The 24,468-nt window shown below is 33.0% G+C and carries 17 protein-coding genes, 1 tRNA gene and 1 pseudogene; 4 read left to right on the plus strand and 15 right to left on the minus strand.

Annotated elements, in window-relative coordinates; translation table 11 throughout:
- Positions 1-27: 27 nt before the first annotated feature.
- From AC2DZ0_RS14230 to AC2DZ0_RS14245, 4 genes are all read right to left on the minus strand, one after another.
- Positions 28-483, minus strand: a complete 456-nt coding sequence (locus AC2DZ0_RS14230; RefSeq protein WP_484642554.1) for a hypothetical protein — start codon at positions 481-483, stop codon at positions 28-30.
- A gap of 93 nt (positions 484-576) precedes the next feature.
- Positions 577-3,132, minus strand: coding sequence for an AsmA family protein (locus tag AC2DZ0_RS14235; protein WP_484642556.1), 2,556 nt, complete (start codon positions 3,130-3,132; stop codon positions 577-579).
- A gap of 441 nt (positions 3,133-3,573) precedes the next feature.
- Entirely contained in the window at positions 3,574-5,271 is a 1,698-nt protein-coding gene (gene lysS, locus AC2DZ0_RS14240; protein WP_484490725.1) for a lysine--tRNA ligase, read from the minus strand.
- Positions 5,272-5,530: 259 nt separating this feature from the next.
- Positions 5,531-6,034: a DUF456 domain-containing protein gene (locus tag AC2DZ0_RS14245; RefSeq protein WP_484490726.1), complete on the minus strand. Its 504-nt coding sequence runs from the start codon at positions 6,032-6,034 to the stop codon at positions 5,531-5,533.
- 126 nt (positions 6,035-6,160) lie between these two features.
- Here AC2DZ0_RS14245 and AC2DZ0_RS14250 point away from each other — a divergent pair, with 126 nt between their 5' ends.
- A complete protein-coding gene (locus AC2DZ0_RS14250) occupies positions 6,161-6,640 on the plus strand; it encodes a hypothetical protein (RefSeq protein ID WP_484642558.1) in 480 nt (159 codons plus the stop codon).
- 25 nt (positions 6,641-6,665) lie between these two features.
- Here the strand turns inward: AC2DZ0_RS14250 and obgE are convergent, their stop codons facing one another.
- The 8 genes and pseudogenes from obgE to AC2DZ0_RS14290 form a co-directional block, all read right to left on the minus strand.
- A complete protein-coding gene (obgE, locus tag AC2DZ0_RS14255; protein WP_484642560.1) occupies positions 6,666-7,655 on the minus strand; it encodes a GTPase ObgE in 990 nt (329 codons plus the stop codon).
- A 39-nt stretch (positions 7,656-7,694) separates the two neighbouring features.
- Positions 7,695-8,812: pseudogene (locus AC2DZ0_RS14260) on the minus strand (adenylate kinase).
- Positions 8,813-8,901: 89 nt separating this feature from the next.
- Complete coding sequence (gene secDF / locus AC2DZ0_RS14265) at positions 8,902-11,880, minus strand: protein translocase subunit SecDF (protein WP_484642562.1); 2,979 nt, start codon at positions 11,878-11,880, stop codon at positions 8,902-8,904.
- A gap of 322 nt (positions 11,881-12,202) precedes the next feature.
- Complete coding sequence (locus AC2DZ0_RS14270) at positions 12,203-12,364, minus strand: substrate-binding domain-containing protein (protein WP_484642564.1); 162 nt, start codon at positions 12,362-12,364, stop codon at positions 12,203-12,205.
- Positions 12,365-12,522: 158 nt separating this feature from the next.
- Complete coding sequence (locus tag AC2DZ0_RS14275) at positions 12,523-13,395, minus strand: AraC family transcriptional regulator (RefSeq protein ID WP_484490731.1); 873 nt, start codon at positions 13,393-13,395, stop codon at positions 12,523-12,525.
- A gap of 450 nt (positions 13,396-13,845) precedes the next feature.
- Positions 13,846-13,919, minus strand: a tRNA-Thr gene (locus AC2DZ0_RS14280).
- Positions 13,920-14,119: 200 nt separating this feature from the next.
- Positions 14,120-15,463 (minus strand): DUF5723 family protein, encoded by a 1,344-nt coding sequence (locus AC2DZ0_RS14285; protein WP_484642566.1) that lies wholly within the window; start codon positions 15,461-15,463, stop codon positions 14,120-14,122.
- Between the two features lie 16 nt (positions 15,464-15,479).
- Positions 15,480-17,174 (minus strand): hypothetical protein, encoded by a 1,695-nt coding sequence (locus AC2DZ0_RS14290; RefSeq protein ID WP_484642568.1) that lies wholly within the window; start codon positions 17,172-17,174, stop codon positions 15,480-15,482.
- A gap of 141 nt (positions 17,175-17,315) precedes the next feature.
- Between AC2DZ0_RS14290 and AC2DZ0_RS14295 the strand changes: the two genes are divergently transcribed.
- From AC2DZ0_RS14295 to AC2DZ0_RS14305, 3 genes are read left to right on the plus strand one after another with little or no spacing between them, the layout of a single operon-like run.
- Positions 17,316-18,596 carry a hydroxymethylglutaryl-CoA reductase, degradative gene (locus AC2DZ0_RS14295; RefSeq protein WP_484642569.1) on the plus strand — a complete coding sequence of 427 codons (1,281 nt, stop codon included), beginning with the start codon at positions 17,316-17,318 and terminating at the stop codon, positions 18,594-18,596.
- On the plus strand, positions 18,596-19,495 hold the full coding sequence (locus tag AC2DZ0_RS14300) for a GYDIA family GHMP kinase (protein ID WP_484642571.1): 900 nt from the start codon (positions 18,596-18,598) through the stop codon (positions 19,493-19,495). Before AC2DZ0_RS14295 ends, AC2DZ0_RS14300 begins: the two co-directional genes overlap by 1 nt.
- Positions 19,496-19,517: 22 nt before the next feature.
- Positions 19,518-20,738 carry a BaiN/RdsA family NAD(P)/FAD-dependent oxidoreductase gene (locus AC2DZ0_RS14305; protein ID WP_484642572.1) on the plus strand — a complete coding sequence of 407 codons (1,221 nt, stop codon included), beginning with the start codon at positions 19,518-19,520 and terminating at the stop codon, positions 20,736-20,738.
- On the opposite strand, the gene AC2DZ0_RS14310 is transcribed toward AC2DZ0_RS14305, so the two are convergent.
- The 3 genes from AC2DZ0_RS14310 to AC2DZ0_RS14320 form a co-directional block, all read right to left on the minus strand.
- Entirely contained in the window at positions 20,735-23,602 is a 2,868-nt protein-coding gene (locus AC2DZ0_RS14310) for a TolB family protein (protein ID WP_484642573.1), read from the minus strand. The genes AC2DZ0_RS14305 and AC2DZ0_RS14310 overlap by 4 nt on opposite strands.
- Positions 23,603-23,619: 17 nt before the next feature.
- Positions 23,620-23,856: a hypothetical protein gene (locus AC2DZ0_RS14315; RefSeq protein ID WP_484490738.1), complete on the minus strand. Its 237-nt coding sequence runs from the start codon at positions 23,854-23,856 to the stop codon at positions 23,620-23,622.
- Positions 23,857-23,936: 80 nt separating this feature from the next.
- Positions 23,937-24,293, minus strand: a complete 357-nt coding sequence (locus AC2DZ0_RS14320; protein WP_484642574.1) for a MotA/TolQ/ExbB proton channel family protein — start codon at positions 24,291-24,293, stop codon at positions 23,937-23,939.
- Between the last annotated feature and the right edge of the window lie 175 nt (positions 24,294-24,468).

Here is a 24,468-nt window from a genome sequence, read left to right on the forward strand (position 1 = left end):
AGTAAGTAAATACTGGGATTTTTTTTATTATGAGTTTGCAGGTTTTCCTTTGTGACCTCCTTTTTGTCTGCCTTTTTGACTAGCATGCTCTTTGTGCATATGTGCTTGAATTTTTTTCCAAGATTCATATTGTTCTTTATCAAGTACTTTTTTTACTCTTGTTTGAAATGCAATCTGTTGATCCATCTTTTCTATCATTTTGGCATAAAGCTCATCGCTAGATAGATTTGTTTTTTGGTCGCCATTTGCTTTTCTTTCATCCATTGCATTTTGCTTATTGGTTGTGGCAACTAAAATTAAAGGATACATTTTTTCTTGTTGTGATTCGGATAAATCTAAAGCGATTGTTAATTTTTTTACAGCAATGGTAGTTTGCTGCTCTACTGTAAATTCAGGCTTTTGATGTTGTTTATGTTTTTTCTGAGCTGTTGAGTTGTAAACAAATCCGATAATGATAGCGAGTGTTAAAATGCTTTTTTTCATGATATAATGTTTTAAAGTTTAATTTTTAGACTCAAACATTTCTCATTAGTTTAATCAGATGTTTTTTTTAACAGAATTTAACAGGTTTTGTTTCTAGAAAAGCCCTTTTAATAAATTTTTCGCTGCTTTTTCGATATCATTTCCTTTTGTTTTGGAACTGTCTCCTTCTTTAGTCGTTTTCTTTAATAGATTATCGATTAATTTATTTTTTTGAGATTCGATAACTTTGCCTGATACAGCCTTAAGTGCACTTGTGAAGTCGGGAACAACGTTTGGATTACTCACTGCTCCATTCATTTTTATTTTCATCGGGACATTCATTTTTTCAACTTCTTCATTTGAAAGACCGGATAATAAATTAGCAGCTTTCTTACCTAAAAATTTTACAGGAATGTTTGTCGTTATTTTATAATCCATTGTATTAGAAAAACTATGTGAACCTTCTAGCTGGATTGGAATTCCATCATAGGATGCAATTTTGAATGGTTTGAAAGAAATAGCGCTATTTTCAAATTTAATAGCTGTTTGAATTTTTTTCATGTCCAATTTTTTCAAGTCAACAAAACTGAAATTATTTTCTAATAAACTCAAGGCATTGGATTTTTTCGGATCTATTTCTTTCACTTCTAATTTTGATAACCCGTCACCATTAAGGCTATTCATATCAGGAAAAAACTCAGCATCTAAAGTACCTGTTAGATCCATAGAGGTCGACATTTTTCCATTGAAAGCTTTCGCAAATGGAGCAATGGATGCAAACAAATCTAAAGTAGCAAAAGAAGATACGATATCAAGCTCTTTCAGAGCCATAGAAAAGTCAAATTTGCTTGGAGTAGGTTTGGTGTCTACATTTCCTTGCAGTGCTATGGTGCCTCCTAGCATTTTGGCTGTGGTATTGGTGAATATTGCTTTTTGATCATAAATTTTTATTCCACCTTTCATGTTGCTAAGTTTGATGTTATCATAACTAACATTTTTAGCAAAAAGTTTTGTTGTAATATCTATATTGCCGGGGATTTTGATAGCTTCTAAATTATCAGGTTTTGACGCTGTTGTTTCTTCTGTTTCTCCTGTGGTATCCGTTTCAGTTAAAAAGTCGAATACGTTAAATGTGTCTGAAGTAATAGAGAAATTTCCTTGTAGGTTCTTATCGTTAAAAACAAATCCCATTAAGTTTTTTAAACTACCATTAGCTTTTAAGTCGCTTTTGGCCGTTGTGGCTTCAAAGTGTTGAAGAATAAATTCTTTTGGTGTGAAATTCAGTCTGGCCTTGTTGATTAAAATAGGATGCGGTAGCATTTCCGTTTCAATTGATAAATCTTCTAGAGAGATATAGCCACTATTTTTGATAGATTCATAAAGTTCTTTATCTAGGGCTTCTTGGGTAAATTCAGATTTTAAATGAAAAGTAGTAATTCCGTGTAATTTTTCTTCAAGGGCTATGGGATATGCTTGATTTAAATTGCCTAGGTTCAAAGTTCCATCTAGTGTCGCTTTTACATGGGGGTTACTCATCAAATTACTGAGTTGGCATTTGGCTTTAAAAATATCTTTATCAATTTTTAAATCAAATTTGTTTACTGAGATATAGGTGTCATCAAGTTCACCGGTTTTGTTAGTGATATGAGTGTCAATATATATGTTCTCTATTGATTTAGGTAATTCAGGATAATGGAAAGAAGCATTATTAGTGGTTAAATTCAAATTAAACTTAGGCACACTATTATCAGAATAAAGTCCTGTAGCACGTCCGTTAAAATTTAACGCACCAATTGCCTCTATAGCATCAAAACTTGATGAATAGGCAGAAGGAATTAACGATAACAGACTTTTAAATTGTGAACCCTTGGAGTCAAAATCAAGATCCATTTCTATCCCTGCGTCAACGGGTTGTAAAAAACCATGAAAAGAGAGTTTTAAATCATTTAACTGGGCTAAGTTTTCTAAAAATTCAATTTTCAGATTGTCTAAATTAAGGTTGAGTTTTGCATCCCAAAGAAATTTAGCATTTTTAATTAAGTTGATGTTGTCAGAATTAAAATTGAAAGATTCAATTGAAGACTTTGTCTCAAGGAGTACGTTTTGAGAAGAAAATAGACCTGTACCTTTGTGGTTGAAATTTTTAATAGCCATATTCAAATGACTTGATTCATCAATATAATTAAAGTTGATATTTTCAAGGCTATAGTATTCTATATGTAATGATAATTCAGAATTAGAGGTGCTAGCTTCTGTTGGTGATGTGTTTTCATCATCAGATTTCATAATATCATAATTAGAAACTCCCCTTTTATTCGTTTTAAGATTGATCAAACTTTCAGCTATTGAAAAGTGGTCAACACTTAGTTTTTTAGATAGTAAGTTTGAGATGGATGTTTCTAAATTAATATTTCCAATGGCCATTAAAGTATCCCCTTTAAATGGTTTTTTATTAGTGATCAAAATATCTTCAAGGGTGATGGAAGCATTTGGGAAATCTGTCAAAAAATTTAATGAAATAGAACCGATATAAAAATCAGCGTTGATAACCTTGTTAACTTCGTTGGTTATGGTGTCATTGATCTGTTTTTTGAATAAAAAGGGAGCAATTAGCAAGGTTAAGAATAGCAATGCTACAATACTAGAAATTATTTTTATGAGGTTTTTCATGTGCTTTATTTTGGCATGATAAAAATACGATGCTGTTATTCAAACAGAGATAACACATGTTAAAAATAATCAAAAAAAAAACCCACTCTACAAGTAGAGTGGGAAAATTGCTATGAAAAAGAAATTGGTGTTAAACACCAACTGGTACAAATATATAAATATTTTGTTATGTGACCATTTTATTTTGATGATTTTAAGTAATCATTAACCTTTGTTTGTTTATAAACGGTTTAAAATCGACAATAAATTGCATAAAATGCGTTTTGAATATCTACATTTATTGCGTATTGTGTGAATTACTTTTCAGTAGGAGCCTAATTAATAGTGTTAATACACTGTTATTTTTATGTAATAAAAAGTATAATTTTTACGTTTTAGAACTGCTATAAAAAGAAAAAGCACTGCTGTAAGGGCAGTGCTTTTTAGAATTTATTATGGGAGTTAAACTAATTCTACAAATAAACCTTCTTCGGTTTTATTTACATTTGCTAAATTATTTTTAGTAAGTCCTTTGATAGTTTTATCCCATTTTTTATTAGATAAACCAGATTGTGTTTTTAAATCTCCTAAAGCAATTTTCTCAGCTTTTTCTATAAGAGCATATACCGCCTTTTCTTCATCGTTCAACTCTACAGTTGGAGCTTTTTTCTCCGGTCTCATTTGAGGGAAAAATAAAACTTCTTGTATAGATTGGTTGTTTGTTAAATACATAATCAAACGGTCCATTCCAATTCCTAAACCAGAAGTAGGAGGCATCCCATACTCTAAAGCACGCAAGAAGTCTTCATCTATAAAGTTTGAAGCTTCGTCATCACCTCTTTCAGCTAATTTCAATTGTGCTTCAAAACGTTCTCTTTGATCTATTGGGTCATTTAATTCTGAATAAGCATTTGCAACTTCTTTACCGCAAATCATTAATTCAAATCGCTCTGTTAATTCTGGATTGTCTCTGTGCTCTTTACATAAAGGTGACATTTCCTTTGGATAATCTGTAATGAAAGTTGGTTGAATGTAATTTCCTTCACATTTCTCGCCGAACATTTCATCAATTAATTTTCCTTTACCCATGGTATTGTCAACTTCAATACCCATTTCAATTGCTGCAGCTCTTAATTCGTCTTCATTTTTTCCAGTGATATCAAAACCAGTAAAATGTTTGATAGAGTCGGCCATGGTTACCCTTGCAAAAGGAGCTTTAAAACTTACTTGATGTTCTCCGAAGACAACATCAGTAGAACCATTTACTTCTAAAGCACAATGCTCTAAAAGGTTTTCTGTAAATTCCATCATCCAGTTGTAATCCTTGTAGGCAACATAGATCTCCATTGCAGTGAACTCTGGGTTGTGAGTTCTATCCATTCCTTCATTACGGAAGTTTTTTGAAAATTCGTAAACACCGTCAAAACCACCTACAATTAATCGCTTTAAGTAAAGTTCATTTGCAATTCTCATGTACAAAGGAATATCTAATGAATTGTGATGCGTAACAAAAGGACGTGCTGAAGCTCCACCTGCTATAGGTTGTAATACAGGAGTTTCTACTTCAAAATAACCTGCATCATTGAAAAACGAACGCATTGCATTGAACAATTTTGTTCTTTTTACAAAAACTTCCTTTACGTTAGGGTTAACCACTAAATCAGCATAACGTTGTCTGTATCGTAGTTCAGGATCATTGAATTCATCATAAGTATTTCCCTCACTATCCGTTTTCGGTAGTGGCAAAGGCTTTAGTGCTTTACTTAATAATTGAAAAGTTTTTACTTTGATTGAAATTTCTCCAACTTGCGTTTTGAATAATTCACCTTCAATCCCGATAAAATCACCTAAATCTAATAATTTCTTAAATACATCATTGTAAAGTGTTTTATCTTCTCCTTCACAAATTTCATCCCTATTTAAATATATTTGAATACGACCCTCAGCATCCTGTAATTCAGCAAAAGATGCTTTTCCTTGAATCTTCTTTCGCATCAAACGTCCAGCAAGAACAACTTTTTTTCCTTCCTCGTAGTTTTCTTTAATCTGTTTAGAATAAATGTCCACAGGAAATAAATCTGCAGGATAAGGATTAATGCCTAAAGCTCTTAGTTTGTCAAGCTTTTCTCTTCTTACAATTTCTTGTTCTGATAATTGCATGGTACGTATATTTATAAAATGAATTTAATAGCTTGCAAAGATACCGAATGAAAAATGAATTTTAAATAATAAAGCCTAAAGTTTCGTGGTGAACGAGTCACATTAATGAAAAAAAATCATGAATTTTAATTTTTCTTGTTTTGCAAGTGTATTTTGTTATATTTGCAATGTGTTGTTTTGATGTTTTTAGAAAAAAGCATTATGGTTTTTGTTGAAACCAGTGGAAAGCTTCCCTCGTTTAGGGTTGCTTTTTTTTTGCTTAAAACTTAAATATTTCCGCTTTATAGATCCAAAACTCTTCCATAAAGTAATAGAAGAAAAACCCACCAACCACTAGTTTTAACCCTGTAGATAAAATAAAACCAATAAAAGAGCCCATTGCTGCTTTCAAAGCCTTTTGGATATCATTTTTATCCTCTATAAGTTCGCCAATAAAAGCGCCAATGAATGGCCCTAAAATAATACCGACAGGTCCAAAAAATAATCCGACGATTAAACCAATGGTAGAGCCCCAGATGCCTTTTTTGGTGCCTCCAAATTTCTTAGTTCCTACAATCGGAATTATATAGTCTAAAGCAGTAACTATAATAGCAATGATAAGTGTGGTATAGATAAAACTGGTGTTGTTTGGAACTGTATCAGTTCCATAGAGACAAAGTAAACCCAACCAGCCAATTGGAGGTCCAGGGATAACTGGTAAAATAGCACCCAGTATTCCTAGGGTAATAAATAAGAAACCGAATAAAGTTAGTAGTATATCCATAAAAGCAAATTAATAAAAACCAATTATATGCAGAAGCTTTTGTGGGTAAATAATGTAAAAATGGATATTGGTTCTATGTGTTATGATAAAAGAAAAAGTTGTATTTTCACTTACTAATTGACCACAATGATTTTGCGATTACTTTTTGTGTTTTTTATAATAATTACTTTGAATTCATGTGATTATTTTCAAGGTGCTACAGGAAATATATTTTCTAGACACCCGGTTGATACCATTGTGGATTATCATAAAGTTGATGAATATCCAGAGTTTCCCGCATGTAAAGATTTAATTGATACTGATAAAAAGAATCGCTGTTTTATAAATAATCTTTACAATCATTTTGCTAACGACTTGTTAAAGGAAACCTTTGGGGTGCCTGAATGTACCAACGAAATAGTTACAGTTAAATTATTATTTGATGCAAAAGGAAATACCAGTTTAGTTTCTATTGAATCATCGCAGCTAGTCAAAACAGCCATTCCAGAATTGGAAGGAATCATTAATAAGAGTGTGAAATCTTTACCACAATTAAGAGGTGCGATAAAAAGATCGATACCTGTATGTACGGTTTTTGAATTACCTATTGTAATAAAAATGAAATAGGGATGTAATTACATCCCTATTTTATTTAGTTTAAAAGTTTCCAAATGGCATCTTTTAATTCCATAATCCCAATTTGAGCAACAGATGAAAAGAATAAGGTAGGAATACCCTCAGGGAGTTCCTTTTTTATCTCCTCTTTTAATTCATCGTCTAGCATGTCACATTTAGAAATAGCCAACAATCGTTGTTTGTCTAAAAGTTCAGGATTGTGTTTTTTCAATTCATTTAAAAGAATTTTATATTCTTCTTTGATATCATCAGAATCGGCTGGAATTAAAAAGAGAAGCGCAGAGTTACGTTCTATATGTCTTAAAAAACGATGTCCTAAACCTTTTCCTTCAGAAGCACCTTCAATGATTCCAGGAATATCAGCCATAACAAAACTTTGATGATCTCTATAATCAACAATTCCTAAATTAGGCTTTAGCGTAGTAAAGGCATAATCTGCAATTTTTGGTTTTGCTGCAGTAACCGTTGCTAGTAAAGTAGACTTTCCAGCATTAGGGAAACCAACTAAACCTACATCAGCTAAAAGTTTTAGCTCTATTTGAAACCATCCGTCTACACCAGGCATACCCGGTTGGGCATATCTTGGAGTTTGGTTGGTAGCAGATTTGAAGTTCCAGTTACCTAGTCCACCTTTTCCTCCTTCACAAAGAATAATTTCTTGTTGGTCTTCAGTAATTTCAAAAAGAATTTCTTGTGTTTCTACATCTCTTACAATGGTACCTAAAGGAACGTCTAGGTATTTGTCTTCACCATCGGCACCGGTACTTCTACTTTTACTACCATGTCCACCTTTGTCAGCTCGGGTATGCTTTAGAAAACGCAAATGATGTAGCGTCCACATACCTTTGTTTCCTTTTAAAATAACATGGCCACCACGACCACCGTCACCACCGTCAGGTCCACCTTTGGTAATAAATTTCTCTCTATGTAGGTGTGTAGAGCCACCACCACCATCTCCAGAAGATGCGTAGATTTTAATATAGTCAATAAAATTACCGTCAGTCATGATTGTAAGGTTTAAACCTTTGCGTTATAAATGCTTGGGTTATTGTAATTTGTCAATTACGTTTGAAATTAATCCAGTGATATCATCAATAGATCCAACACCATTAATTCCATAATATTTATTTTGTTTGTCGTAATAATCTTTTACAATAGCAGTTTTAGTATTGTATTCGTTAAAACGGTTTCTGATTTTAGATTCGTCTTGATCATCTGCACGACCAGAAACTTTTCCTCTTTCTAACAAACGTCCAACAAGTACATCTTCTTCTACTTCTAAAGCAATCATTCCATTAATTGTTGCATTCTTTTCAGCAAGGAAAGTATCCAATTCAGCAGCTTGAGATTCCGTTCTAGGAAATCCATCGAAAATAAAACCATTAGCAGCTTCGTTTTTCTCAACTTCAGCTTTCAACATATTTATAGTTACTTCATCAGGAACTAAATTACCATGGTCAATATATGATTTTGCTAAAAGTCCTAATTCTGTTTCATTTTTGATATTGAAACGGAATACATCTCCTGTAGAAATATGTACTAAGTTGTACTTATCCTTTAATACTTCTGCTTGTGTTCCTTTTCCTGCTCCTGGAGGGCCGAATAATACGATGTTTTTCATTTTTATTGTTTTGATAATTTGTAAATATCTGGAAGGTTTCTTCCTAAACCGTCATAATCTAATCCATAACCCACAATAAAGTTGTCAGGGATTTCAAATGCGACGTAATCTATGTGTAATTCTTTTTTGAAAACTTCAGGCTTAAAAAATAAACTAACGATTTTTAAATCTTTAATCTGTTCCTCGCCTAGAATTTTATATATTTCTTGTAAGGTAGTACCCGTATCAATGATGTCTTCTAAAACCACAATAGTACGGTTGGTTAGATCTTCATTAATTCCTAGCAGCTGTTTTACTTTGCCGGAAGATTTTGTTTTTTCGTAAGAGGCTAATTTGATAAATGATATTTCACATTCATCTTCAAAAGCTCTCATAAAATCAGCAGCGAAAATAAAAGCACCGTTTAAAATACTTATAAAAAGAGGTCTTTCGCCATTCAAGTCTTTCTTTAGTTGTTTGGCTAAAGACTGTACAGCTAATTGAATCTTTTCACGTTGGATGTAAACCTCGAAGTTTTTATCATGTATCTTTATTGGTTTCATCTTTTGAATCTTTATTCTTCTATTAAAAATAACAGAAAACCGTCCCCAATAAAATTAGGGACGGTTTACCATTCTTAAAACGGTATAAACTATTTAGTTTTTTTTCCTTCGTTTTTGTTAGATGTATCAAACATTATGGGTGATGCCACAAATAATGAAGAATACGTTCCAACTAATACCCCGATAATCAAGGCGAACATAAATCCTTTGATAGAATCTCCTCCAAATAAGAAGATTGCTAATAATACGATTAAAGTAGTTAAAGAAGTATTGATAGTTCTTCCTAAAGTACTGCTCAATGCTTTATTTACAACTTCTGGATATTGCCATCCTGCGTGTAATTTTGAATATTCTCTAATTCTATCAAAAATTACTACGGTATCATTTAATGAGTATCCAACTACTGTAAGTATTGCGGCAATAAATGATTGACCTATTTCCATATCAAATGGCATTACTTTGTAAGCAATTGAGAAAATAGATAATACAATCAATACATCGTGGAATACTGCAGCCACAGCACCTAAACTATATTGCCATTTTTTAAATCTTAATAAGATGTATAAGAAAACGACTAATAAAGATCCTAAAATAGCCCATTTAGCTGCGTCTTTAATATCATCTGCAATTGTAGGTTCTACTTTGATAGCATTAAAGATTCCAACCTTTTGTCCATCAAACCCACCATTGAATTCTTCTAATGTAGTTCCGTCAGGTAAGAAAGCTTTTACACCTTCAAATAAAGCAGATTGAACTTCTTCATCTACACGTTGACCTTCTTCATCAATTCTAAATTTGGTAGTAATTTTTAATTGGTTGCTAGTACCATAAGTTTTAACCTCAGGTGAACTTTCAAATACGTCTTTTAAGCTATTAGCAACTTCAGATGAGTTCATTGGTTGTGCAAAACGAACTACATAAGAACGTCCTCCAACAAAATCAACACCATAGTTCAATCCATTTGTAAATAATGAACCTAAACCTAATACGATGATTGTACCAGAAACAGCGTACATCACTTTACGTTTCTTTAAGAAATCGATATCAATATTTGTAAACCATTTTTTAGTCATTCCTGTATTGAAAGTCAATGTTTGACCTTTTCCAGAATAAGCATCAATAAATAGTCTTGTAATAAAAATTGCTGTAAATAAAGACGTTGCAATACCAATCATCAAAGTAGAAGCAAATCCTTTTACTGGACCTGTTCCAAATACGAATAAAATTAATCCCGTTAATAAGGTAGTGATGTTTGCATCAAGAATAGAAGATAAAGCGTTGCTAAAACCATCGCTAATTCCTTCTTTCAAAGATTTCCCTCTTGCCAATTCTTCTTTGATACGCTCAAAGATAAGTACGTTTGCATCCACAGACATACCTATTGTAAGTACAATACCAGCGATACCAGGTAAAGTTAATACAGCACCAAAAGCTGAAAGTATTCCGAAAATAAATAAAATGTTTACTAACAATGCTACGTTTGCAAAAATACCAGCTTTTCCGTAGTAGAAAATCATCCAAACCAAAACTAAGATCAAAGCAAGAATGAAAGATTGAATACCACTGTCAATTGCTTCTTGACCTAAAGAAGGACCAACAATTTCAGATTGAATAATATGTGCAGCAGCAGGAAGTTTTCCGGCTTTCAATACATTGGCTAAATCTTGCGCTTCTAATACTGTGAAATTTCCTGAGATAGAAGTTCTACCACCGGTAATTGCAGTATTCACTCTAGGAGCTGTATAAACGTAATCATCTAATACTACAGCAACAAAATTTCCAACATTATCTGCAGTCATTTTAGCCCAAAGTTTAGAACCTCTTGAGTTCATAGTCATGCTAACCTCAGGGTTTGTTCCTAATTGGTCGTACTCTTGAGAAGCATTGATAATTACATCTCCTTGGATAGGAGCGATGTCCTTTCTGTTAGATTTAATAGCATACAAGTTGATAACTTCTGTATCCTTGATTGGCTTAGCATCCCATAGGAATTTAACATGTTTCATTTCAGGAGACAACAACTCTCTGATTTCTTTCATGGCTAAGTATTTGTTTACAGTAGCAGTATCAATAACCGCTGCTGTACCTATAATAGAGCTAATTTCATTTTGACTTCTAGGAATTCTAGGGTATAAAACTGAAAATAAATCTTTTGTTTGTTTTGTTGCAGTAGAGTCTTTTACCTCTCCTAATAAATCGTCAATTTCACTTGAAGAATCCTCCGTTGAAGTCGTTTCTTCTTTTGGAGTTTCCTCTTTGAATAATTCAATGATTTTTGAATTTGCAGAGTATAAGAACTGAGCAGTTTCTTGGTTAGAATATACTTCCCAAAATTGCAATTCTGCAGTAGATTGTAATAATTTCTTTACACGCTCAATATCTTTGGCTCCAGGTAATTCAATTAAGATTCTACCTGAGTTTCCAATTCTTTGAATGTTTGGTTGTGTAACACCAAATTTATCAATTCTACTTCTTAATACTTCAAAGGCAGTATTGATAGAACTACTAATTTCTTCACGAATAGCATCTTTAGTTTCTTCATCAGATTTTTGGAAGTTAATTTTCTCTCTTAAAGATTTGTTACCAAAAATATCTGGAGCATTTAATTTATCGTTTCCAGTTGCAATATTATCAAATGCAGCAAAGAATAAATCTAAATATGAATCAGTACTGTTTTTTTGATCTTCTGAAGCAGCTTTTAAAGCTTTGTTAAATGACTCATTTTTAGAATTGTTTGACAACCCAATTAAGATGTCTTTTACAGATACTTGTAGGGTTGCATTAATTCCTCCTTTTAAATCAAGACCTAAATTAATTTCTTTGTCTTTGATGTCATTGTAGCTAAAAGAAACTCCAAATTTATCAAATACAGCAACGTTAGCAACAGAATCTAAATAGGTTCTTTCAAATTTTGCTAAAGCTCTACCGTCGTTTTCTTCGGCATGTGCAATTGCATATTCTTTAGCGTCCTTTTCAACACCTCCCGCTAACCAAGTAAATGATAATTGGTATAAACTAACTATTCCAAAGAGAATTGCGAACAGTTTTATAAGTCCTTTGTTTTGCATTATTTATTGTCTTAAATTTTATAAACGTGCAAATATAGTATTTCAAACATGAAAAGACAATTTTTTGTTGTTTTTAATTTAACCTGCTGTTTTGTTAGAGGTTAGTGATTGTTTCTTGTCTTTTTGACGACTTTTTGGAGACTGAAAATGTCATTTTTAGACTTATTAAGATAGTTTTTTTACTTGTGAAAAATGGGTCGATTTTGACGATAAATTAGGATGAGATACAAATTAAATTTGTTTGTTTTTGTTAGTTGAGTTTCGAATGATAAGTTTTGATTTTAATATTTTCCGACTGTTTTTAGAGGAGTAATTTTTGATTTTATTTAGTAGAAGTTGTGCTGATGTTTGTCCCAATTTCATATCCAGGTTGATCAATACTAGTTAGTGAAGGTTGAATTAACTCATCAACAGGTTCATTATTAAAACCAATGATAGGAATATCTTTGGGGATTTTGATGCCTCTTTCTTTTGCTACTAGCATAACCGCGATGGCAAGTTAATTGCGTTTGGTAAAAAGTTTTGTTTTAAATTAAATTAGGAAAATTACACCTATCGAGTTGGTTGTTGTTTTGCTCAGGACTGTATTTTAATGTAGTCGAAATTATGTTTTGTTCTTTTTTATAGGTAGGTGATTGTGAATCAACTTATTATTCTTTTCATTTCATTTCTGTAGTTGGAAGGGCTCCAACCCGTTTTTTTCTTGAAAATTTTGTTGAAGTGAGAAAAATTATTAAAGCCACTCTCATAGCATATATCAGTAATACTTGTAGGTTTTTCTGCAAGTAACTTTGATGCATGTACTATTCGATATTCATTTACAAGTACTGTGAATGTTTTTCCCGTTACTTTTTTAAGATACCTACAAAATGATGGAGGAGTCATGTTAACTTCATTAGCAATGTCCTCTAGTCCAATGTGATTTTTAAAATTCTTAGTAATGTACTTAAATATTTGATCAACCCTATCATTATCTTGTTGATAGACTTCCATTGCAAAGTCTTGAGCGTTTAATAAGGTGTAGTTTTGAGTGATTGCAAGCTCATGTAAAATTTCTATAAATGTTAAAAGTCTTTGGATTCCTTGGAGGTTTGTGAGGTTGGTGATTTTTGGTCCTACTTCTTTTTTTACACTTGGGTGGAATAGCATTCCCATTTTTGCTCTTTCAAACAATTTATGAATAGCATCCATCTCTGGGAGGTTAAGAAATTCTTTTCCTAGAAAGTCGGGTTTCATTTGAATAGTTGTCTCAGAACCATTGATTGTTAAACGATCTGTGAACCCCATATGTGGCAAGTTTGAACCTATTAAAAGAAGTTGGCTGTTTTTGAAATAGGAGATATGATTTCCTATGTGTCTTTTACCACCGCCATTGTTAACGTATACTAATTCTAGTTCAGGATGAAAGTGCCAGAATTGAAATCTATCTTTAACCGACTCTTTATAGTGATTCATAAGAAAAGAACTACCAAAGTCTGGTTCTATCTTTTTGAGTGTGGGTTTATTAGTTAACATATCTATTTTTTACTCAAAAATAAGTAAAACCAATGTTTCTTCTATGTTATTTTATCGTAAATTATTCTAATGAAAACGTTGTAGGTTAAAATAACACATGTATTAGGCAATTATGATGATGTTTGTAACTGTATTACTGCCGTATCTTTGCAGTATAAATTTGATGATAATTTCAAGTTCATGAAAGGAAAGTTCGGAGTGGTTACCAGCGATTACTTTTTGAATGTTTTAAAGAATTATTTTTCAAAATATTGGTTTAAGTTTAGTTGAAAAAGGAGTAATCGTTTAGGTTACTCCTTTTTTTTGTTTCATGTAAAATTAGGAAGTAGCAGATTCTGTCTACTGACTTATAGATTAGAGTTCACTTTTAAGTAGGTCAAACTTTTATAAGAAATTTATTTCGGAAAGTTTAGTGCAAAAAAAAACACTTCAAATTGAAGTGTTTTTTTGAGCCGATGGAGGGACTCGAACCCACGACCTGCTGATTACAAATCAGCTGCTCTAGCCAGCTGAGCTACATCGGCCTGTATTAAACTTTGTTTCTTTTGTTACCCGTTTAAGACGCGGCAAATATACTACACATCTACGTTTTATACAAGAAAAAAATGGAGAAATTTAAAAGTTTTTTTTAAGTGTTTGGAACTCAGTATTCTTTGTTGAAAATAAAAAAGAGCTACTTTATGTAAGTAGCTCTTTTTGTTTGTTTAAATCGGTAATTTATAATTTATTGAACGTTGTTTCCAGTGTTTTTGGCTTTTATGTGCTTGTTGTATCCAAAAACTAAGTTTAAACCAACGCGAACATTTGCGCCTGTTGCTTCTTCAGGTTTTGTGAATAATGCTTTTAAACTATCGGTAGCAGCATACAATTGTAACGGCCCTAATTTCATGGCAAAGTTTGCCCCGAATAAGAATTCATTGTCAATACCACCCATACTAGTTAAAACACCAAAAGTAGTTTTGTTTAATGTTCTGTTATATCCCAAAGAGTAGCTTGGTTTGAATTCGTCAAAAGCATGTGTGTTAAATGCCGCCAAAGTAAACGTGTTTTTTTCTGTCAGTGCGTAACGAGCAGAAAGGTAAGTTTTCATGTTTAATTTTGTTTCAAACTCTTCCTCTGTTTCGTTCGTATCGAATATTCTTTCTAATTCATCTAGAGCATTGTTTTCAAGTCCGCCAGCGTCATCTCTAAGATCAATTCCTGAATAAGTTTCCCCGTTAGTATCTTCAATATTAAAATTCTTGATATCCTCTTTCCAAGTGATAGATCCAACGTCATTCACAGCGATCTCAAAAGTTAATTTTTTAGTAGCTTTAAAGGTAGCACCAAAATCAAATCCCCAACCTGTGTTTTCTGTAAAAACTTTGAAATCATCTGTTCCGCTTTCATCAAATAGGCTGTTACCTGCACTGTTTACAGTTGCATTTTGAGCAGATAGAATATAGTTTCCTAACTCATCTATTTCTAAAGATGCAGTGGCTCCTTCTTCTGTGGAACTATGCACATAACCATTTAGGTATTTTGCTCTTACAGCAACGGCAAGTTTGTCATTGAAGAAAGTTTGTGTGATACCAATACCAAATTCATTATATCCTGTGTATTCATTGACCTCGTTTAAAGAAAAGCTGTCAGTGATTCCATTCGCAGCAATTCCTAAGAAATCTTTAGAGTACCTCCAGTTGTTAGTAGCTCTAGAGTTGGCAAAGATGGTAAATGAACCTCTTTTTCTTTTGAATGCCATATAGAACAAGTTAACTGTAACATCAACATTCAGATCATTTAGATCGTCTGCTTCATCATAAAGGTTGGCTAGGTTAAACTCCAAATTATTTGTCAATTCGTTTTGCACAAGTAATTCGTTTACTTTAAAACCTGAATTTAAGTTAAATCCTAAATTGGCTACTGGGACAGCAAATGTGAACGAATTCTTAGGGATGTATACGGGTGATACATTTTGTGTTTGAACTACATAATCACCAAGATTGTAGAACGAAAAATAATCCTGTGCATTGATATTGTTAGCAGCAACAACTAAAAATGCTATGTATAAATAAATATTTTTTTTCATCTTTTCTATTTCTTTTTTAGTTGTTCTCTTCTTCGTCATCACCTGTTATCTCTACAGCAACATTTGCTTTAAGGATTACCTTTATTGTGTCAGCACCATTCAATTTAACAGCATCAGTACCTGAATTAAAGGTGATGTCAAAACCAACTTCCGTAGCTTGTTTTAATAATTCCATTTCGCTGAAGCTAAATTCGATCGTATTTGTAGTGTTCGTAGAACCGTTAGATTTTCCAGTTGCATCAATTGGTGCCGCTTCAAAAATATCAATAGATTTAGTAAGTCCATTGGGTGCTCCGTTTTCTTTGAAAATAAGATCAATTGTTCCAGATAAAGGAATATTGTTGACTGTGGTTACGTCTAGTGTAAGTTCATTTAAATCATTAATATCATCACCTAAGTCAAGTTCTATATCATCTTGAGAAATTGTAACATCCGTGAATTTAACAGTTAGCGGTACATCAACTGTAACATCTACAGAAAGACCATTGTTTGTAGTAGCGTAGAAGTTTGCATTTGTTGCGGCTAAAACTGGATTTGCTTTACCAGAAACATTTAAATTGAATCTAGTAGGAGCAGATGACAATAAGGCATTGATATTTGAATTGTCCTTGTCTAAGGTTGTAGCGGTAACTACAGCAGTAGTCGGATCAGAATAAGCTGCTACACCATCAAAAATAATATAATTACTACCTGCTGCTAATTCGTCTGCATCAGTACTTGTATAGGTCAAAGCTGTAGAGGGAGTTCCTACTCCTTTGTCTCCAGCGATACCACTAACATCAATTCCAATAGGAAAACCAAAGTCATTTGTTGCAGAGATAGTCATTGATGCATCTTCAAATGTAATACCATCACCGAAGTCACTAAAGAAATCTAAATCGATTGTGCTATTGTCTACAGAGAATCCTTCTTGTTTGAAATCACCATAAACAACATTAGTAGACGCACCTGTTAAAACAGCGCTGTACGAAATATTGTCTGTTGCAGTCAATTCTTGACCAGCAATAAAAGTAAATTTTGAGGCCATATTCAATACAACACTATTCACGGTAGCATCAAAGGCAGCTCCATCATGTGTAAAGTTTGCATTGTAGTCACTTAAATTAATTGTAAGTTCTTTGCTTTCAGCACCGTTCAAAGTTACAGTACCTTCATATTCGCTATTATCAGTTTTTTTTGTGAATGATGGAATACTCATTTTTAACTCAGCGTTTGCTGCAGCAAAAGTAGAGGTAAAGGTAATTACCATAGTACCGTTGTTAAAGGCGGCACCTGTTAATTCTTGGGTCAATCCTAGGGGGTGAACCACTTTATCATTGTCCGATTTACCTCCAGTCAAGGCAGTTGGTAATGGATCAGGTAAAATTAAAGGGAATGTTGCTGGACTAATATCTGAAGCTGTTACAGGAGTGGCAACAGATGAAGTAATGGTAACATCGTCAATTGATACATCAAAAGCACTGTCATCTCCGCCATTGATACTTTCTGTATAAGAATATGAAAAATTTCCACTTGGATCTTCATCTAAATCTTCTACTTCTAATTCTTCAAAAAGCTCTGACAAAGTATAGGTTGCATGACCCACTGGAAGATTCACTCCGCCCTCCCAGGTGAAATCTTCTATCTCGTTATCGAAATAACTTATATCGCAAGAAGTAAAAATACTTGCTAAAATTATGGCTGACAAGCCAAAAAATTTTGTTTTTTTCATGTAATTTATTTTAAAAGTGTGAGTATTTGGTTATTGGACAAAGATAAGAATTATAAATTAACATAATTTAACAAAAGATATAGTAGTTGCATATTTAGCGTAATCGGTATCTTTGCCGTCATAAATGAGAATTTAACAGATATGGTAAGAAGAATTACAGGATTTTCTAAGTTTTCTAAGGAAGAAAAAATTGATTGGCTGGTAAAAGCATTTTTTAATAAACAGTCTATTACAAAAGAGACGTTAAAAAAGTATTGGAATACGGATGAAAAATTGCAAAGACTACATGATGATTTTATAGAAAATACGATTTCTAATTTTTATTTACCATTTGGTGTCGCTCCAAATTTTATTATCGATGGTGTTGATTACACGATTCCTATGGTTATTGAAGAGAGCTCTGTGGTAGCAGCAGCTTCTTTGATAGGGAAGTTTTGGAGTACAAGAGGTGGTTTCAAAACAACGATATTAGGAACAACCAAAATCGGACAAGTTCATTTTATGTTTAGCGGAGCTCCTTCTGATATTGAAGCATATTTTAAGGAGGTGAAAACGGATTTGTTTGCAAGTACCGAGTCGATTACAGCTAATATGCGTAAGCGTGGAGGTGGAATAGTAGACATAGAATTACGATCAAAGACGGAAGAATTGGAGAATTATTACCAGCTACATGTGACTTTTGAAACAAAGGATTCTATGGGGGCTAATTTTATCAATTCTTGTTTGGAGGCTATTGCTTCTAGGTTTGAAAAAGATGGAATTCAAATAGTAATGAGTATTTTGTCTAATTATGTTCCGGAATGTTTGGTAAGGGCTGAAGTTTCATGTAAAGTAGAGGAGTTAATTCAAGGTACTTCGGAAATAGACCCTAATGAATATGCAAGAAAGTTTAAGACGGCTATTGATATAGCGAATGTGGAGCCTCATAGAGCGGTGACACATAATAAAGGAATTATGAATGGTATCGATGCTGTTGTATTGGCAACGGGTAACGATTTTAGAGCAATTGAATCTTGTGCGCATGCATATGCCGCTAAAGAAGGACGTTACAAGAGTTTAACACAGTGTGAGGTGAAAGATGGGATTTTTAAATTTTGGATAGAGATTCCATTGGCCTTGGGTACAGTTGGAGGATTAACAGCATTGCATCCCATGGCAAAATTATCTTTAGAATTGTTACAAAATCCATCAGCAGAGGAGTTAATGAAAATTATTGCAGTGGCTGGGTTGGCTCAAAACTTTGCTGCATTGAGAGCCTTAACTACAACCGGAATTCAGAAAGGGCATATGAAAATGCATTTAATGAATATATTGAATCAACTGGGAGCTTCTAATGAAGAAAAAGAATTGACGGTTGCTCATTTTGAAAAAGTTCCGGTAACCCATAGTGCTGTTCATGAATTTTATAATACCTTAAAATAATGGAACAGTTTTATAGTAATGGAAAATTACTTTTGAGTGGGGAGTATGCGGTTTTAGATGGAGCCCTTGCTTTGGCTGTTCCCACAAAGTTTGGACAAAGTTTAGAGGTAAGTCCTCTTGATGTTCCTGTATTGATTTGGGAAAGCTTTAACTGTGTGAAACAGTTGTGGTTTCAGGCAGAAATAAAATTGGATAAGTTGTCTGAATTAAGTGAAGAGCCTACATTGGCTACTTTACAAAAGATTTTAATGGTGGCGCAAGAATTGAACCCATTGTTTTTGTCTGATGGCAATGGTGCTTTTGTGCAAACATTTTTAAGTTTTCCTAACGAATGGGGGTTGGGTACTTCTTCTACCTTAATCAATAATATTGCAAATTGGGCTAAAGTTGATGCTTTTGAGTTACTACAGAAATCTTTTGGAGGGAGTGGTTATGACATAGCTTGCGCTCAGAACCAGGTTGCAATTCATTATCAGCTTGGAAAAACAAACCCAATGGTGAACCAGGTTACTTTCTGTCCTGAGTTTTTGGATTGTATTTACTTTGTGTACTTAAACCAAAAACAAGATAGCAAAGAGGGAATTCAATTGTATAAAAACACCTTGGGAGATAAGAAATATTTTGTTGCTGAAATTTCTAAACTGACGGAAAAAATAACTTTGTGTACAGACTACAAAGAGTTTGTTGCTTTATTAAAAGAACATGAAACTGTTACAGGAAATTTTATAGGTGTAGTTCCAATACAAGAGCAATTGTTTGCTGACTTTAATGGTGTAGTTAAAAGTTTGGGAGCTTGGGGAGGTGATTTTGTAATGGCGGTTGGAGATAAATCGACACCAACGTATTTTGAAGAAAAAGGATTTGAAACAATAGTACCTTATAAAGATATGATTCTATAGAATTATAAAGAAGTTGATGCTTATGAATGTTAAAAGAGATGTTGTTATTGTAGGAGGTGGAGCTGCAGGTTTTTTTACTGCGATTACAGCAAAAGAAAAGAATCCGAATTTGTCCATTACAATTCTCGAGAAAGGAAAAGAGGTGCTTCAAAAAGTGAAAATTTCTGGAGGCGGAAGATGCAATGTAACTCATGCTTGTTTTGTTCCAAAAGACTTGACAGAGTTTTACCCAAGGGGTAGAAAAGAATTATTAGGTCCTTTTCATCAATTTATGACTGGAGACACCATGGAGTGGTTTGAAAGTAGAGGGGTGCCGTTAAAAATAGAAAAGGACAATCGTGTTTTTCCACAATCGAACTCTTCTCAAAGTATTATCGATTGTTTTGAACGTTTGGTAGCTAAGTATGACATTGAAGTTTTAAAAAATCATGGCGTCAATTCCGTAAAAAAAGAAAATGAAATTTGGGAGGTTTCAAGTACTAAAGGAGTTTTTGAATGCGATAAATTGGTAATTACCGCAGGGAGTAGTAAACGAGTTTGGGAGTTGGTTTCTAGTTTAGGGCATAAAGTTATAGATCCTGTTCCTTCTTTGTTTACTTTTAATATTAAAGATCCAAGATTAACCGATTTACTTGGGGTATCGGTTCCTCATGCAACGGTTAAAATAGTGGATACAAAATTGGAGTCCAATGGGCCATTGTTGATAACACATTGGGGGTTAAGTGGTCCTGCCGTGTTAAAATTATCAGCTTTTGGTGCAAGGAAATTAGCAGAAAAAAATTATGAGTATCAAGTGGAGGTGAATTGGTTGTCTAAACCCTTAGGTCAGGTGATTCAAGAACTTCATAAAATTAAAAAAGCAAATACGAAAAAACAAATCGGTTTAAGATCTCCTTTTGAACCAATATCTAAAAGGCTTTGGGAGCGCTTGGTTACTATCGTTGGGGTAGATGCAACGAGTAAGTGGGCAGATTTGAGTAATAAAAACTTGGAGGAAATTGCAGGTCAGTTATCAAAAGCAGTTTTCAAAGCTAGCGGGAAAAGTACTTTTAAAGATGAATTTGTAACAGCAGGAGGAATTGCTCTAAAAGAAATAAATTTTAAAAGGTTTGAGAGTAAGTTACATAAGAACTTGTTTTTTGCAGGGGAAGTTTTAAATATAGATGCCGTAACGGGTGGATTTAATTTTCAAAATGCTTGGACAGGTGGGTTTATTATTGGAAATGTTTTGGATGAAAACTAAAACCCGATTTGTATAAAAACTTCGAAAGCACTTGTTTTACTAGGGTTGCTGAAATTGTTGTTCATCAAAAAACTTTGTCTCAGTCCTAGAGCAACCGGTGCAATATTGAAATAAATATTGTCAAAGATCAGCTCTGCTCCATAAGAATTTTGGTTTATTGTAGTTGGTGTTACTATAACGGTTGGATCCTCGTTTGAGCCTTCTGTAGTATAAGTTTTAGTATTTATACTGCTTGCATCAATAAAAGCATTGAATCTAATTCTTTTGAAATACGTTAATCCCCAAATACCAAAATCGGGGTAAATTACAGGTAATTCATAGTTTGCAGAAATTTTTATTACTTGTTCATTTATTATGGCTGTATAACCTCTTGCATATCTAAAAGTGTCAGAGTACCTGTATTGGTTTTCAATAAGTTCTTTTTGTCCGTTAAAAACAAAGTTCAAACTATGGTTTTTTGCTAATCCAGGAAAGAAAATCAAACTATTAAATGATAGTTTTTCTGCTGTTACATCTGTTATGCTTTTATTGTAATTGAAGGTTAGGTATTGTCCCCATCGAGGGGCAACATTTTGCAAAGCCGTTCTTCGAATATTAGAAAGTGTAATACTTGATTCTATAGCTCCAAAATTTAAACCAATAGTATTAGAAATGTCATAATTGTAAGTGTCATGTTGTATGTAGTTAGTTGCAAATGCAAAAGACTGTGAATAGTTTCCTTTGAATCTAGAAATTGGGATTGAAAAACCACCACCATATAATAATTCATCAAATTGAGTGTTAAATGGCAACTCAAATGCACCATAAGTAGAATTTCTTTTAAGGGTAGCCGTTTTTATATTCCAACTAAAAAGTCCTTTTCCGTACCCAACATCAGCACGCAAACTATTAGTTCCTTCATTGATATTGTGTAAAAGGGCAATGTTTCCTCTAAAATCATTCAGAATATTTTGAAACTGTACGTTTGCTCCCCAAGTATTGGTAGAAGTGGTAGAAGTTGTGATTCCCCAACTGTGTAGTTTTGTTCCTTTAAAAAATCCTTTATAATCTTTAGGATCATAGGTTTCTTTTGGAATAGAATCTAGAATGGCATGCTCTATATTTGTAGTTTTTAAATCGTAAAAATTTGAATTTTCTAAATTAGGGATTTTAAAGGATTCAAATTCAGTTTGTAAATTTTGTTCTTTCAGTTGATATCCTTTCGTAGTGAATTCAGCGTATACAATTTTTTTGTTGTCATTTGAGATATCTGGGAAGTAGGCTCCAACTTTTACAGAAGAAATTTGTTCTAGGTTTCTTTTGCCGTTCAAGTCTAAGCTATAAATGTTATCAATTCCACTATAAGATGCAGTAAAATATAATTTGTCTGTTGAAAGTGTGTATTGTCCTATAGTCGCAGTAGTCCAATTAGAAATTTGGATGTTCTTTTTTTGAGCAATATTGTATTTGAAAAAAGCGAGTTTTGAATTTCGTTTTGCTAGGTAAATAATGGACGTATTGTCTTTTGACCATTTAGGAGTACTTAAAAAATCATTGTTAGGATTCGGTAATGTTTCTAATAGATTCCCGTTTGAAGCGTCAATAATATCGATCGTATATTTTATGTTTTCTTGGTATTGAACGGCAGTTATTTTTGAACCGTCGGAAGCGTAGTGAGGAGAGAAATAACGTTTGTTTTTGGTTAAATGTTTCTTTTGGTTTGAATTGTAGTTGTATGTGATGATATCACTATAATTCTTATTGGCATGTCTGAGGTCTTTTTGATGCTCTGTCCAAGTAATATAGTTGTTGTTGATAGAAAGATATTCTTGAGCCGCAATACCAATCGTTGTTAGTTTTTTCTCTTTACCCTTATTTAGCTCTACTAAATAAGGGGTTTCTTTGAAGCTTCTTTTTAATGCAACAATATTTCCATTATTTAAATATTGCGGAAAAGTATAGTGAGTAACAGTATTTGAGTTTTTTGTAGCAACTAAAATATTTTCTGACTTTTCAAGACTGGAATTTTCACTTTTCCATTTTTCTTGCAGTGCTAAGGCACTTTTTTTATACATTTTAGTGGTAGAAAAACCTGTGTGTTTTTTCATTGCACTAGAAAATGGATATAGCCCGAATTTATATCTTCCCGCGTCAGCTAAGATTTTGCTACCCGTTTCTATCTCATAATTATTTCTAATATGGTTGTTAATCATATATCCCAATGGATAAATATTAGGGACAATATCTTTATAAGAACCATTTTGTGCTTTGTGGTAAGAATAAATTTTGTCCTCTAGAAATAATGCCCGTTGCTCTTTAAAGAAGTATGGATTTCTCCCACGACCATTTTCTGAAAGTAGGGATTCGATAAGTACGGCATCTCCCTCAAGATACCAAGATGGAATACTTAAGCCTTGACTAAATGCCCATCCGTTTTGACCCGCAACAATGTGAAAAAATTTTGTCACCCCACGATTTGAGTTAGCATATTGCAGTGCATGTCTGTATTCATGCATCGATAATAAATCTAACCAATCTGGTGTTCCAAGAGAAGATTGGTCTTGTGGACTTATGGCGAAAAACTCTGATCTATAAGGGGATAGAGTTACAAATCCATTGGATATAGTTTGTTGGTTTTGAAGTACAATGTCAATTTTTTTGGATTTGCCTCCAACTGAAATTGTTTTATTTTGATGTATATATTCTATAACATCCGCAATTCTTTGTGCTTGTAGGTTTGTACCTTCAGGAAATATAACTTTTACATTTTCTGTTTCAATAGATTTCCAATCAATATCAGCAGCATGCTTTCCAAGAGTTTGTGCGTTTGATTTAAGATAAAAACAGAGAAAGCTAAAAAGAACTAGGAGTTTTAAAATTTTCATAGCGGTGAAAAATTGTTTTATTGAGCTACTTGACCACGGTGAGGTTTTAAAGCGTCTCGGTAGGTTTTCATGTCAATTTCATCAACAATGATGTAAGCAGTGGCATGCATGTCAGAAATTTCCTGAAAATCAATTTCGTAAAAATTTAATTTTTCAATTTCTGCAAATTCTTTTAAATGTATGCAATGGTGTTTTGCAGTGCCCAGCCCGGCAGGACCTTTAAAATCCCAAATAAGTTTTAGTTTTCTATCCAAAATAAATACCTTCTTAGTAATTGATGTAAACAAAAATAACTAAAAAGGTACTTATAAATTGAGATCTAAATAAATAGATGTTATTTTTTATTAGGGGTGTCCTTTTGAAGCCAAGTAATTACAATAGTGCCAAGTTTAGAAATTAGATAAATAAAAACCCCAAAAACAGTAGGATAAAAACTAATTTTTAATCCGCCTGCAAGAACCTCCTGAGATACGGATGTTTGTTGCATGTAGCTGAAGGCACTTAGTAATCCAATAATTTGTCCGAGTATCCCAAAAGTAAGAGCAAACAAACCAATGGAATTGATTAGTTTAGGAAGTTTGTTTGATGTGTTTTTTGAGGTAAAAACTCTGATCAATAAAAAAGCAATGATTGCTAAGAGCATTAATAAAGAGTACATAAAAAGTGGTCCTCCGTCGTTTAAAAATTTCATAATTATATTTTTAATGTTATACACCGTAAAAGTATTTAGGATAAAGGCTATTGATTTTATTTTGCGACGAATCTAAGAGATCCCAACGGATACTGCAGAATTTCATGGTTATTTGCGTTTTTCTTGTCTGTTTAGTTAAATCACCTTCCAAATACGTCATCTATCTCAAATATTA

The organism is Flavicella sp. IMCC45668 (assembly GCF_057219105.1).